This window comes from Jiangella anatolica (assembly GCF_003236295.1).
Classification (GTDB): Bacteria; Actinomycetota; Actinomycetes; order Jiangellales; family Jiangellaceae; genus Jiangella; species Jiangella anatolica.
Window position 1 is genome coordinate 1 of record NZ_POTW01000030.1, and the last position, 11,880, is coordinate 11,880.

Annotated in this window: 15 protein-coding genes; 6 read left to right on the forward strand and 9 right to left on the reverse strand. The window is 72.6% G+C overall.

What is annotated here, in order from left to right:
* Nucleotides 1–115 (forward strand): integrase core domain-containing protein (locus C1I92_RS14305; protein ID WP_146605141.1); only part of this gene is annotated, 115 nt, incomplete at its 5' end.
* 13 nt (nt 116–128) lie between these two features.
* On the opposite strand, the gene C1I92_RS14310 is transcribed toward C1I92_RS14305, so the two are convergent.
* On the reverse strand, nt 129–1,049 hold the full coding sequence (locus C1I92_RS14310) for an SMP-30/gluconolactonase/LRE family protein (RefSeq protein ID WP_111255334.1): 921 nt from the start codon (nt 1,047–1,049) through the stop codon (nt 129–131).
* Nucleotides 1,050–1,128: 79 nt separating this feature from the next.
* Complete coding sequence (locus tag C1I92_RS14315) at nt 1,129–1,992, reverse strand: IclR family transcriptional regulator (protein ID WP_111255335.1); 864 nt, start codon at nt 1,990–1,992, stop codon at nt 1,129–1,131.
* A gap of 650 nt (nt 1,993–2,642) precedes the next feature.
* Here C1I92_RS14315 and C1I92_RS14320 point away from each other — a divergent pair.
* Nucleotides 2,643–3,293 (forward strand): hypothetical protein, encoded by a 651-nt coding sequence (locus tag C1I92_RS14320; RefSeq protein ID WP_146605142.1) that lies wholly within the window; start codon nt 2,643–2,645, stop codon nt 3,291–3,293.
* Nucleotides 3,290–4,063, forward strand: coding sequence for a hypothetical protein (locus C1I92_RS14325; protein WP_111255337.1), 774 nt, complete (start codon nt 3,290–3,292; stop codon nt 4,061–4,063). The genes C1I92_RS14320 and C1I92_RS14325 overlap by 4 nt, the downstream gene beginning before the upstream one ends.
* Nucleotides 4,064–4,068: 5 nt before the next feature.
* Here C1I92_RS14325 and C1I92_RS14330 read toward each other — a convergent pair whose 3' ends face one another.
* The 3 genes from C1I92_RS14330 to C1I92_RS14340 form a co-directional block, all read right to left on the reverse strand.
* Nucleotides 4,069–4,311 carry a helix-turn-helix domain-containing protein gene (locus C1I92_RS14330; RefSeq protein WP_199521227.1) on the reverse strand — a complete coding sequence of 81 codons (243 nt, stop codon included), beginning with the start codon at nt 4,309–4,311 and terminating at the stop codon, nt 4,069–4,071.
* Between the two features lie 60 nt (nt 4,312–4,371).
* Entirely contained in the window at nt 4,372–4,596 is a 225-nt protein-coding gene (locus C1I92_RS14335) for a helix-turn-helix transcriptional regulator (protein ID WP_233507001.1), read from the reverse strand.
* Between the two features lie 82 nt (nt 4,597–4,678).
* Entirely contained in the window at nt 4,679–4,948 is a 270-nt protein-coding gene (locus tag C1I92_RS14340) for a helix-turn-helix domain-containing protein (protein WP_111255339.1), read from the reverse strand.
* 87 nt (nt 4,949–5,035) lie between these two features.
* On the opposite strand from C1I92_RS14340, the gene C1I92_RS14345 reads away from it, so the two are divergent.
* The 3 genes from C1I92_RS14345 to C1I92_RS14355 all read left to right on the forward strand — a co-directional run bounded on the left by C1I92_RS14345 (nt 5,036) and on the right by C1I92_RS14355 (nt 7,523).
* Nucleotides 5,036–6,130 (forward strand): winged helix DNA-binding domain-containing protein, encoded by a 1,095-nt coding sequence (locus C1I92_RS14345; RefSeq protein WP_158564132.1) that lies wholly within the window; start codon nt 5,036–5,038, stop codon nt 6,128–6,130.
* Between the two features lie 46 nt (nt 6,131–6,176).
* Nucleotides 6,177–6,944 carry a hypothetical protein gene (locus C1I92_RS33830; RefSeq protein WP_111255341.1) on the forward strand — a complete coding sequence of 256 codons (768 nt, stop codon included), beginning with the start codon at nt 6,177–6,179 and terminating at the stop codon, nt 6,942–6,944.
* An 84-nt stretch (nt 6,945–7,028) separates the two neighbouring features.
* On the forward strand, nt 7,029–7,523 hold the full coding sequence (locus C1I92_RS14355; protein ID WP_199521228.1) for a DUF3145 domain-containing protein: 495 nt from the start codon (nt 7,029–7,031) through the stop codon (nt 7,521–7,523).
* A 278-nt stretch (nt 7,524–7,801) separates the two neighbouring features.
* On the opposite strand, the gene C1I92_RS14360 is transcribed toward C1I92_RS14355, so the two are convergent.
* From C1I92_RS14360 to C1I92_RS14375, 4 genes are all read right to left on the reverse strand, one after another.
* Nucleotides 7,802–9,247, reverse strand: a complete 1,446-nt coding sequence (locus C1I92_RS14360) for a carboxyl transferase domain-containing protein (protein WP_111255343.1) — start codon at nt 9,245–9,247, stop codon at nt 7,802–7,804.
* Nucleotides 9,247–10,506: a beta-ketoacyl-ACP synthase II gene (fabF, locus tag C1I92_RS14365; RefSeq protein ID WP_111255344.1), complete on the reverse strand. Its 1,260-nt coding sequence runs from the start codon at nt 10,504–10,506 to the stop codon at nt 9,247–9,249. Before fabF ends, C1I92_RS14360 begins: the two co-directional genes overlap by 1 nt.
* A 4-nt stretch (nt 10,507–10,510) precedes the next feature.
* Nucleotides 10,511–10,756 (reverse strand): acyl carrier protein, encoded by a 246-nt coding sequence (locus C1I92_RS14370; protein WP_111255345.1) that lies wholly within the window; start codon nt 10,754–10,756, stop codon nt 10,511–10,513.
* A 103-nt stretch (nt 10,757–10,859) separates the two neighbouring features.
* On the reverse strand, nt 10,860–11,879 hold the full coding sequence (locus C1I92_RS14375; protein ID WP_111255346.1) for a beta-ketoacyl-ACP synthase III: 1,020 nt from the start codon (nt 11,877–11,879) through the stop codon (nt 10,860–10,862).
* Between the last annotated feature and the right edge of the window lies 1 nt (nt 11,880).

Below are 11,880 nucleotides of genomic sequence, written 5' to 3' on the forward strand. Positions count from 1 at the left end.
CACAAACGACGAACGCACCGCCGCACTTGCACCCTGGCTCGAGCACTACAACACTGAACGCCGCCACAGCGCACTCGGAGGACGCCCACCGATCAGCCGCCTGCTACCAACCTGATGGCCGGGTACATCTAGGGCTGCTCGTACGGGCGTCGTGCGAGGAGACGGTGCGGGATGCCGTGCCGCGGGAACGGGGTGTGCGGCTGGCCCTGCACGGGCGTGGTGACGACGAACAGGTCGCCGGCCAGCCGGCCCGCGCGGCCGTCCTGCGGCGCCGCCACGGCCGCCGTCGTGACGTACAGCTCGTTGTGGTGCGGCCCGCCGAACGCGCAGCTGGACACGTTCGGCGTCGGCACCGTGACCGCGCCCAGCAACCGGCCGTCCGGGGTGTAGCGGCGCACCTCGCCGGCGCCCCAGACGGCCAGCCAGAGGCAGCCCTCGGCGTCGACGGTGAGGCCGTCGGGCAGCCCGTCGGCGGCCGGGACCTCGATGAAGGTCTCCGGGTCCGACGGCGTGCCGGTCGCGGCGTCCCAGTGGTACCGGTGGACCGTCTGGGCGAGTGTGTCGACGTGGTAGAACCAGCGGCCGTCCGGGCTCCAGCCCAGGCCGTTGGACATGCCGATGCCGCCGGCCAGCGCCGTCGTGGCGCCGTCGGGGTCGACCCGGAACAGGGTGCCGGTCAGCCGCGGGTCGTGCGCGGCGGTGCCGACGACGAACCGGCCGGCGGGATCGCACTTGCCGTCGTTGCACTGGGTGGCGCGATCGGGTTCCAGGGGCTGCCAGAGCGCAGGGGCGTCGTGCCAGCCAGGCAGCACCAGGATGCCGCTGCGGGCGGCGAGCAGGAACCCGCCGCCCTCGATCAGCGCCACGCTGCCCAGCGGCTCACCGATATCGCGGTACGAGACCTCGCGGCTGCCGCGGTCCCAGCGCCACAGGCGACCGGCAGGGATGTCGACCCAGTAGAGCGCGGCGGACCCGGGGTCGTAGACGGGGCCCTCGCCGACCTCCGCGCGGCAGTGGACCAGCAGGCGCGGCTGAACCGTGGTCACCATCGTCCGTGGCTCGTCCTATCCGTGGGGGCGGCCGGCCGCCGGCCCGGGCCGCCCGCCCCTGCACCACGGGCGGTCCGGGTCAGCCCTCGGTCCGGTGACCGGGATCGCCGGCCAGAAGGGTGGCGACCTCGCCCAGCCGGGCGGCGACCGCCGGAACGTCGTCCATCGCGAACCGGCTGGACGGCGCGCTGACGCTGAGCGCGGCCGGCAGCCGGGTGCCGAGGATCGCGACCGCGACGCAGCGGCCGTCCTCCTCGTTCTCCCGGTCGTCGAGCGCGTAGCCCTGGCGCCGGACCTCGGCGAGCTCGGCGAGGAACTGGTCGGAAGAGGTGATCGTGTGGCCGGTGCGTGGCTTGAGATCGATCTGCTCGAGAAGCTCGGTGACCTGCTCGTCGTCCAGCTGGGCGAGGATGGCCTTGCCCAGCGACGTGCAGTAGAGCGGGTCGCGGGTGCCGCGGACACTGACCATGCGCACCGGTCGCGGACTCTCCGCGACCTCGACGTAGCGGACGGTGGTGCCGTCGAGCACACCCAGGTTCGTGGTCTCGCCGGTCTCGTCGCGCAGCCGCTCCAGCCATGGACGAGCGCGGTCCTGCAGCACCTCGAGCTCGCGCGACTGCATGCCGACGAAGCCGAGCCCGAGCCGGTACCGGCCATCGCCGTCGCGCTCGACATAGCGGTGCTTCTCCAGCGTCCACAGGTAGCGGAACGCGGTGGCCTTGGCCATGCGGATGGAGCGGTGGATCTCGACCAGCGACATCGGCTCCGGCGACTCCTGGAGCACGTTGAGCATCGAGACGACGCGCTCGACCGAGCGGTTGTTGTACTGGCGGGCTTGTTCGGGGGTGGCGGTGGCCGGGTCGGGCGCGCCGTGGATGTCGATGGGCTCGTCGGATTCGTGTTCGACGTTCGGATTACGGCCTGCGGGCCGTCTGCGTGGCATGACGCCACCTCCAAGGGTTTCTTGATCTGAACCTGCAGTTTCAGAAGATACCGGAATCAAGATCGTTGACCAGGGGCCAGTTTTGCGGGACGTCACCCGACGCCGGCGCGCTGCTGATCCAACGCCTCGATCCCATCGCAGACTGCCCTGCGAACGGCCCCCTGGGAGTGAGCTCTACGGCGATCGTAGCGTGATTTGCCACGTGGAGCCTGCGTTTCGGCGAATAAAACCCCCGTCCGTGGCCGTTCGCCTGTCACGCGCGGAGGGCGAGCCGCCGATCCACGATGCCCATCCGGCGTCGCCGCGCTCGCTGCATTGTGCGCCGGTAGCCGGAATCGCCCCGCCGCGCCAATCGAGCCGGCTTGTGGCAGACTTCGAGTCGACAGACTATGAGTAGCAATATTGCCTTCTGGATACACGCAACGTGTATCCGCGCAGTGGACGAGTGAGGCGTGAATGCGAGAGGAGGCTCGGGTTGCAGATAGTCCGCACCGGAGGACAATGGTTGATCGAGGGCAGCAGCCCGCTCGTCCGTCTCCGGCGAGGTGGGCGATGTTTGACGCTGCTCGTGACCCGACCTCTCGGCTGTGACCCCGGCCAGCCGGACTACCCGCCTGCGAACCACGTCATGCGAGCGAGGTGACCCGGACATGGCTGACCTTCCCGCGAACCCGATGTCGATCGAGCTGAGCGTGACGCATCGGATGTTGTGGTGGCAGACGGTCGAGGAGGACGACCTTCCCGAGCACTGGCAGGTCTCCGCCGACGTGTGGAGCCTGGACATGTGCCCGCCCGAGCACCGTCACGTCGCCGACTTCTCCATCGCGGTCGCCGACCTCAACGGCGACCGCAACCTCCTCGACAGCATCGAGCTGGGGGAGTGGGCGCTGGAGTTCATCGCCGAGACCGTCATCGACCTCTCGGCGGGCACGCTGCTGCCCGAGCTGGACCAGCAGATCAGCGACGGCCTGCCGCGCATGGTGATCCTGCGCCGGTTCGAGCTGGCGCCGGCCTGGCGGGGCTTCGGCCTCGCCGGTCCGCTGATCGCGGCGGCGCTGGAACGGTTCGCCACCACGGCGCGGCTCGCGGTGTGCCGGTTCTCGCCGGCCGACTTCTACGCGGTCAGCGCGGGCCGGGTCGAGGCCGAGCTCACCTGCCTGCGGCTGGGCGCGCTGCTCGAACGCATCGGCTTCTACCTGTGGCGCGGCGTGTACGTCGTGGACCTGCGCAACCCGACCCTCACCGACGCGAGCTTCGAGCCGCTCGAACGGTGGGGTCCCTACAGCGACCCGAGCCAGTGAGGGGCGGCTCCGCGACGGCGCCGAGCGTCCCGCCGGCCAACCCGATGTCCGTCGAGCTGACCGTGCTGCATCGCCGCGCCTGGTGGCAGGGCGACGACGAGCATCGCCCGGAGGCGTGGGAGGTGACGGCCGACGTGTCCGAGCTGGACGTGTGCCCGCCCGGACTGCGTCGCGTCGCCGAGCTGTCCGTCACCGTCGCCGACCTGCGCCGCGAGCGGGCCGCGCTGGACGCGGTCGTGCTGGGCGACTGGGCGCCGGCCTTCCTCGACGCGGTGACCGGCGACGACGGCGGGCTCCGGGCCGGCCTGGAGTGGGTGAGCGACGGGCCGCCGCGGGTGGTCGTCGTCCGCCGGTACGAGCTGATGCCGGAGTGGCGCGGCCACGGGCTCGGCCCCGGGCTGCTGGCCGGCGCGCTCGCCGCGTTCCAGCCGCAGGCCCGGCTGGCTGCGTTCCGGGTCGCGCCGCCGGCTGGTCTGCTGTCCGGGTCGTGGCCGCCGTCCGTCCGGCCGGACCTCGGCGGGCGGCACGCGGGAGCTGGACGTCCATCCGGCGGCGCGTGGTCCGGCGCCGGACAGCCGGGTGCGACCGGCCTCGGCAGGGCCGCCCGCGAGCGGGTGGCCGAGCGGCTGCAGGCGCGGCGGACGGCGGTCCTGGAGCGGCTCGGCTTCCGGCTCGTCGACGGCGTCCACGTCGCCGACCTGCGCGGCGCCGGGCTGGCCGACGCCCGGCACGGCAGCGTGGACCGCTGGGCCCGGCTGGACTGGCGCTGAGCGCGTCAGCCCTCCGCGAGCAGGTCGCCCGGGTCGACCTGCAGCGCCCCGGCCAGCAGGTAGAGGTTGTCCAGCGTCAGGTTGCGGGCGCCGCGTTCGACGCCGCCGGAGAACTTGCCGCGGTAGCCCATGCGAGCGTCCAGCTGCCGCTGCGTCAGGCCGAGCACGTTGCGCTGGGCGCGCGCCTTCTCGCCGAAGGCCATGAGGAACTCGGCCTTGCGCGCCTTGACGTCGTCGTGTGCGGGCATCCCCTCACCGTCGGGGCATGATGATCGTTTCGTCGACAGACTATGGATAGCCCCTCGGCGTCACAGCAGATCGCGGGCGGTGACACCGAGAGCGCGGGCCAGCCGGTGGATGTTCAGCAGGGCCACGTTGCGTTCGCCTCGCTCGATCGAGCCGACGTAGGTGCGATGGAGGTTGGCGCGGTCGGCGAGGTCCTCCTGGCTGAGTCCCAGCTCACGCCTGAGCTCCCTCACGCGATTGCCGAACGCGCTCAACGCGCGGCGCTCGTCGTCGGGAGGCTGGGGCACCCGTCTACGCTGCGGGTCGCCCCTCGCAAGATCTACAGACTATGAGTAGCATGATCCGGTTCGCCGGACTCGGGCGCGCCGATCAATCAGGCACTGTGGGCAGAACGGGCGGCGGATGATCGGGCAGCAGGTCGCGGGCCGGGCGCCCGAGCGCTCCTGCCAGCAGGTGCACGACGAAGATCGACGGGGTGCGTTCGGCGCGCTCCAGCATCCCGACGTACGATCGATCCAGCCCGGCGGCGATGGCCAAAGCTTCCTGGCTCAGCTCAGGCACGGCGGCGTCGCGCAGCTCCTGTAGCCGGGCAGCGAACGCCTCGCGGAGGCCGCGGGCGTACTCCTCGGTCGTCGACACTCGTCCACGGTCGGGGCCTGGGCACTATGGGTCGACAGACTATGGATGGCATTCTCGGCTGTCGGTGGTGCGTGGCATGGTGAGGCCATGATCACGCGCGCGCAGGTGCTGGCCTACCGGGCCGCCGTCGGTGGGCTGTCGGCGCCTGGATCGGTGCTGGTCAGCGGCGTGCAGGATCATCCGACGGGCGTGACGGCGCGGCTCGCGACGGCCTTGCGGCGGGCTGGCCCCGATGCGGCGGCGGGCGTTCTGGTGCATTCGGCGCGCGCCGCCACACATCTGCATGAACCGTCCGATCTCGGGCTGCTGGCCGCCGCCCTGCGCATCGACGACGGCGCCGACCTCGCCAGGCAGGCGATCGGCCCGTTCGGCGCCGAGATCGGCGCCGCCTTCGGCGCGTCGCTCGACTCGGTGGCCGCCGTCATGCGCGAGGTGATGGCCGACGGGACGCCGCGCACCAAGGGCGAGTTGTCCGGTGCGGCGTCGCCGCGGGTGTCGGCCCGGCTGGCGCCGTGGTGCCGTGGTTGCGGTGTTCACCATGTGCAGGACGCGCTGTTCCGGTACGCGACGCTGCAGGCGGGTCTCGTCATCGAGGTCGAGTCGCCGAAGCTGTTCCGGTTCGTGCGCTCGCCGGGTGCCGCGGCGGCGCCGGTCTCGCCGGACGAGGCCCGGGCGGAGCTCGTCCGCCGGTTCGTGCACGCCGCCGGTCCGGTGCGGCCGGCGCACCTGGCCACGTGGCTGTCGCTCACCCCGGCGGCCGCGAAGCGCTGGTGGGCACTCGCGGCGGGCGACCTTGCCGACGTCGAGGTCGACGGCCGCGGTGGCTTCGTCCTCGCCGCCGACGTGCCGTTGTTCGAGGACCCGCCCGCGCCGGACGAGCTGCGGCTGCTCGGTCCCTACGACCCGCTCACCGAACTCGCCGATCGCGAGTTCCTCCTTCCGGACGCGGGTCAACGGCGCCAGGTCTGGGCGGCCTCGGCCAACCCCGGCATCGTGCTGTGGGACGGCGAGATCGCCGGCACCTGGCGCCGGCGGCGTGAGCGCGGCCGGCTCATCCTCACCGCGACGGCGTTCGGCGCACTGCCGCCGGGCTGGACCGAGACCGAGTCCGCCCGCGCCGACGCCGACGTCATTCGGCGCTCCTTCGGGGGAGAGGAGGTGCGGATCGAGACGACGGGCTAACTGAATACGGGTGATGCTCGACTGGAGGGTTCGGGACGGTTGGAGGATGCCGGACGGCCGGCGACCGGACGGCGCGGCACCCGGCGACCTGGACGGCGCGGCACCCGGCGACCCGGACGGCGCGGCACCCGGCGACCCGGACGGCGCGGCACCCGGCGACCCGGACGGCGCGGCACCCGGCGACCCGGACGGCGCGGCACCCGGCGACCCGGACGGCGCGGCACCCGGCGACCTGGACGGCGCGGCACCCGGCGACCTGGACGGCGCGGCACCCGGCGACCTGGACGGCGCGGCACCCGGCGACCCGGACGGCGCGGCACCCGGCGACCTGGACGGCGCGGCACCCGGCGACCTGGACGGCGCGGCACCCGGCGACCTGGACGGCGCGGCACCCGGCGACCTGGACGGCGCGGCACCCGGCGACCTGGACGGCGCGGCACCCGGCGACCTGGACGGCGCGGCGGTGGGCTCAGCCCTGCCTCGTGCCGGGGCGTCGCGGGACCGAGGTGGGCCTGTCGTTGCCGACGGCGCCGGAGTCGCACCAGGTTCGTGTCCTCGATCGCGTCGCGACCGCGACCGAGAGCGCGCCCTCGCCCAGCCGGCCGCGCGTCGAGGCCGGACCTCGGACGCCCCCGTGCTGCCGGGCCTGGTGCAGCGCCTCCCAGTGCGGAGCCGCGCGCCGAAACACGTCGGCGCACGCTCCGAAACACGTCGGCGCACGCTAAGGCACGCCGAGACACGCCGGCACGCGCTGGGGTGCGCCGAGACACGCCGGGCGGGTTGCCGCGGGGCAACGTGGCGACCGAGCGGTTAGTCGTGCACAATGGAGCCGTCGCAGGTTCACCTGCACGGAACGAGGTCGCAGGGGAAGGCGTCCCTCGAACCGCAGGAGGATCCGGTGACGACTCGTGGCGTTCTGTACGTCCACGCCGCTACGTCGGCCTTGTGCCCGCACATCGAGTGGGCAGTGGCCGGCGCTCTTGGCGTGCGCGTAAAGCTGGAGTGGAGCGCGCAACCCGCAGCGCCCGGCATGTACCGTGCCGAGCTGTCCTGGCAGGGCGCGTCCGGCACCGGCGCCAAGATCGCGTCCGCACTGCGCGGCTGGATGCACCTGCGCTTCGAGGTGACCGAGGAGCCCAGCCCCGGCTGCGAAGGCGCCCGCTACTCCTACACCCCGGAGCTCGGCGTCTTCCACGCGGTGACCGGCGTCCACGGCGACATCATGATCCCCGAGGACCGCATCAAGGCGGCCGTCGTCAAGGCGGCGCTGGGCGAGGTCGACCTCGAGGAGGAGCTGCGCCGGCTGCTCGGCGCGCCGTGGGACGAGGAGCTGGAGCCGTTCCGCTATGCGGGCGACGGCGCACCTGTGCGGTGGCTGCACCAGGTCGTCTGAGCGGGCCGAACGGGACGTTCGCGGACGATCGGAAAATCATCCGCGACAGGGCCTTCACAAGAGGCCAAGTCCTCGGTATGGTCACGGTCTAGTAACACACTTCAAGACGTGGCCGCTCCGGCTCCGGTGGTTGTCCCCGGCCCGGTGACCGGGAAATACAGCGGCCTCACCACGTAGCAGCGCCCCGGACCGACAGGTCCGGGGCGCTCCGTGTGTACGGGGTCCGGACGAGCGAACTCCCGCCCCGCCAGACGGCCCTGGCGAGGCGGGAGTCCGGGCTACAACGGGATGTTCCCGTGCGTGCCGCGACGCTGTGGCGCGGCGGCGATCGCGCGAGCGAGAGCCGTCCGGGTCTGCGACGGCGAGACGATCTCGTCGACGACGCCGATGTCCTGGGCGCGGTCGAGTCCGCCGGCGATGCGGGCGTGCTCCTCGGCCAACTCGGCCTCGACCTGCGGGCGCACGTCGGGCGCGACGTCGGCCAGCTTGCGGCGGTGCAGGATGCGGACGGCGGCGACGGCGCCCATGACGGCGACCTCGGCGGTCGGCCATGCGAACACCCGGGTCGCGCCGAGGGCACGCGAGTTCATCGCGATGTACGCGCCGCCGTAGACCTTGCGGGTCACCAGCGTCACCCTCGGCACGGTCGCCTCGGCGAACGCGTGCAGCAGCTTCGCACCCCGCCGCACGACGCCGTCCCACTCCTGGCCGACGCCGGGCAGGTAGCCGGGCACGTCGACCACGACGAGCAGCGGCACCCCGAACGCGTCGCACATGCGGACGAACCGGGCCGCCTTCTCGGCCGAGGCGGAGTCGAGGCAGCCGCCGAGGCGCAGCGGGTTGTTCGCGACGACGCCGACGGTGCGGCCGCCGAACCGGCCCAGCGTGGTCGTGATGTTCGGCGCCCACCGCGGATGCAGCTCGACGCCGGTGTCGTCGTCGAGCAGGTCAGTGACGATGGGGTGGACGTCATAGGCGCGCTTCGCCGACTCCGGCAGATGCGCGCCGAGGTCGCGGTCGGCGACAGCATCAAGAGCCAGCGTGCCCTGCGCACCGAGCAGCGCGGCCAGCGACCGGGCCCGGTCCAGCGCCTCCCGCTCGGTGCTCGTGACGACGTGGACGACGCCGGAGCGGCGGCCGTGCGGCTCCGGGCCGCCCAGGCGCAGCATGTCGACGTCCTCGCCGGTGACGGAGCGGACGACCTCGGGGCCGGTCACGAAGACCCGCCCCTCCGGGCCCATGATGACGATGTCGGTGAGCGCCGGCCCGTAGGCGCCGCCGCCGGCGGCCGGGCCAAGAACAACGGACAGCTGCGGGATCCGGCCCGAAGCGCGGGTCATGACGGCGAAGATCTGGCCGACGGCGTGCAGGGAGAGCACGCCTTCGGGCAGCCGGGCGCCGCCGGAGTGCCACAGCCCGATGATCGGCACGCCGTCGGCCAGCGCCCGCTCGTACGCGTCGACGACGACCCGGCAGCCGTCCGCGCCCATCGCGCCGCCCATGACGGTCGCGTCGGAGCAGAAGGCGACGGCCGGCGTCCCGTGCACCGTGCCGACGGCGGCGAGCATGCCGCTGAGATCGTCGGCGCTGATCAGCTCGAGCGAACCGTCGTCGAAGAGAGCGGTGAGCCGGTGCCGAGGGTGCCGCGGGTCCTGATCCCGCGGCACCCGAGCCGCCGGGCTGGCAGAACTGGACGATGCCGCACGATCTGCCAGAGCCGTCATCAGGTCCTCCTGAAGGCGAGGACGACGTTGTGGCCGCCGAACCCGAACGAGTCGTTCAGCGCGGCCAGCGGACCGTCGTCGAGCTTCCTCGGGGTGGTGCGGACGATGTCGAGGTTGATGTCGTCGTCGACGTCGTCGACGTTCGCCGTGGGCGGGACCAGGCCGTGGTGCAGCGTGAGCACCGTGGCCAGCGACTCGACGGCGCCGGCGCCGCCGAGCAGGTGCCCGATCATCGACTTCGGCGCGGTCACCGGGATGGACGGCGTCCGGTCGCCGAAGACGGCGTTCAACGCCACCGACTCGGCGATGTCGCCGGCCGGGGTCGAGGTCGCGTGGCAGTTCACGTGCGCGATGTCGTCCGGCGTGAGATCGGCGTCGGCGAGCGCCTTGCGGATCGCCGTCACGACGCCGCGGCCGGTCGGCTCTGGCTGGGCGATGTGGTGGGCGTCGGCGCTCATGCCGGCGCCGGCGATCTCCGCGTACACCCGCGCCCCGCGGGCCTCGGCGTGCTCGGCGGACTCCAGCACCATCAGCGCGCCGCCCTCACCGAGGACGAACCCGTCGCGGTTCTTGTCGAACGGCCGGCTGACGGCGGTGGGGTCGTCGGAGCGCTTGGACAACGCCATCATGTTCGCGAACGCGGCGATCGGCAGCGGCGAGATGACCGCCTCGGTGCCGCCTGCGACGACGACGTCGGCCCGGCCGAGCCGGATCATGTCGACGGCGTAGGCGAGCGCCTCGGCGCCGGACGAGCACGCGCTGACGGGCGTGTGCGCGCCGGCCTGCGCCTGCAGCTCGATGCTGACGTTCGCCGACGGGCTGTTCGGCATCAGCATGGGGATCGCCAGCGGCGACACCCGGCGCGGGCCGGAGTCGCGCAGCAGGTCGTAGTTGGACAGCAGGGTGGTGAGCCCGCCGATCCCGGACGCGCACACGACGCCGACGCGCTCCGGGTCCAGCCCCGCCTCGCTCGCCTTGCCGGAGAACCCGGCGTCGGCCCACGCCTCGCGGGCGCAGATGATGGCGAACTGGGCCGAGCGGTCCAGCCGCCGCGCCTCGACGCGGGGGAGGACCTCGGAGGGGTCGACGGCGGCCGGCGCACCGATCTGCACCGGCAGGTCCGCGACCCACTCCTGGGTCAGCTTGCGTACGCCGGAACGCCCGGCGAGCAGGGACTCCCAGGTCGACGCAACGTCGCCCCCGACGGGCGTGGTGGCGCCGAGCCCGGTGACGACAACTCGTGCCTGGGAACGTGTCATGAGTTCAGGACCCTGCCTTCTCGATGAACGTGACGGCGTCGCCGACGGTGGCCAGGTTCTTGACCTCCTCGTCGGGGATCTTCACGCCGAACTTCTCCTCGGCGGCGACGACCACCTCGACCATCGACAGCGAGTCGATGTCGAGGTCGTCGGTGAAGGACTTGTCGAGCTGCACGTCCTCGGCGGGAACGCCGGTGATCTCGTTGACGATCTCGGCAAGACCCTCGCGGATCTCCTCGGTGCTGGCCATGTCTGTCGTTCTCCTCGTTGGATGGGATGGTGCTCGTGACCGATTCGTGGTCGGTGACGATCGTAGGTGGCCGCACGGCGTCGGGCGGGCACGTGGGGCTGCGTCAGGGGATCCGGATCACCTGGCCGGCGTAGACCAGCCCGGCGCCGAAGCCGATGATGAGGGCGAGGTCGCCGCTCTGCGCCTCGCCGGTCTCGAGCATCCGCTCGATGGCCAGCGGGATCGACGCCGCCGACGTGTTGCCCTGGGTGGCGATGTCGCGGCCGATGGCGACCCGCTCGGGCAGCTTGAGCTGACGGGCCATCGCGTCGGTGATGCGCATGTTGGCCTGGTGCGGCACGAACACGTCCAGGTCGTCGACGGTGACGCCGGCGGCGTCCAGCGCCTCCTGCGCCACCTTCGCCATCTCGTACGACGCCCACCGGAACACCGGATTGCCCTGCATGACCAGGTGCGGCATCTCCGGACCGGTCTCGCTGTACAGGGCGTCGCGCCAGTTCTCCTTCTGCTTGATGTGGTCCAGGTGCTGGCCGTCGGAGCCCCACACCACCGGGCCGATGCCGGCCTCGGCGGCACCGCCGGCCGGCCCGACGACGGCCGCGCCGGCGCCGTCGGCGAACAGGAACGCCGTCGACCGGTCCGTCTTGTCGGTGAGGTCGGACAGCCGCTCGACGCCGATGACGACGACGTGGCCGGCGGTGCCGACGCGGACCATGTCAGAGGCCAGCGACAGGCCGTAGCAGAACCCGGCGCAGGCGGCGGAGATGTCGAATGCGGCGGCCCGGTTGGTGCCCAGCTTGTGTGCGATCTCGGCGGCCGCGGACGGCGTCTGGTAGAGGTGCGTGACGGTGGAGACGATGACGCAGTCGACCTGCTCGGGCTGGACGCCGGCGTCGGCCAGCGCCTTCTGCGCCGCGGCGACGCTCATCGAGATGACGGTCTCGTCGTCGTTGGCCCAGCGCCGGCTCTCGATGCCGGAGCGGGTGCGGATCCACTCGTCGGAGGAGTCGATGTTCTCGATGATCTCGGCGTTCGTGACCACTCGGCTGGGCCGGTAGCCGCCGATGCCGAGAATCCGCGACGCGCGCGGCTGCCGCTCTGCCTGGATCGTGACACCGCTCATG

What these genes read in the sequence shown, in the direction of transcription:
- C1I92_RS33830 (WP_111255341.1), top strand. Translation starts at nt 6,177, where the DNA reads ATGCCGGACGGCCGGCGACCGGACGGCGCGGCACCCGGCGACCTGGAC.
- C1I92_RS14375 (WP_111255346.1), bottom strand. Translation starts at nt 11,879, where the DNA reads ATGAGCGGTGTCACGATCCAGGCAGAGCGGCAGCCGCGCGCGTCGCGG.
- C1I92_RS14330 (WP_199521227.1), bottom strand. Translation starts at nt 4,311, where the DNA reads ATGCCCGCACACGACGACGTCAAGGCGCGCAAGGCCGAGTTCCTCATG.
- C1I92_RS14320 (WP_146605142.1), top strand. Translation starts at nt 2,643, where the DNA reads ATGGCTGACCTTCCCGCGAACCCGATGTCGATCGAGCTGAGCGTGACG.
- C1I92_RS14315 (WP_111255335.1), bottom strand. Translation starts at nt 1,992, where the DNA reads ATGCCACGCAGACGGCCCGCAGGCCGTAATCCGAACGTCGAACACGAA.
- fabF (WP_111255344.1), bottom strand. Translation starts at nt 10,506, where the DNA reads ATGACACGTTCCCAGGCACGAGTTGTCGTCACCGGGCTCGGCGCCACC.
- C1I92_RS14360 (WP_111255343.1), bottom strand. Translation starts at nt 9,247, where the DNA reads ATGACGGCTCTGGCAGATCGTGCGGCATCGTCCAGTTCTGCCAGCCCG.
- C1I92_RS14370 (WP_111255345.1), bottom strand. Translation starts at nt 10,756, where the DNA reads ATGGCCAGCACCGAGGAGATCCGCGAGGGTCTTGCCGAGATCGTCAAC.
- C1I92_RS14310 (WP_111255334.1), bottom strand. Translation starts at nt 1,049, where the DNA reads ATGGTGACCACGGTTCAGCCGCGCCTGCTGGTCCACTGCCGCGCGGAG.
- C1I92_RS14345 (WP_158564132.1), top strand. Translation starts at nt 5,036, where the DNA reads ATGATCACGCGCGCGCAGGTGCTGGCCTACCGGGCCGCCGTCGGTGGG.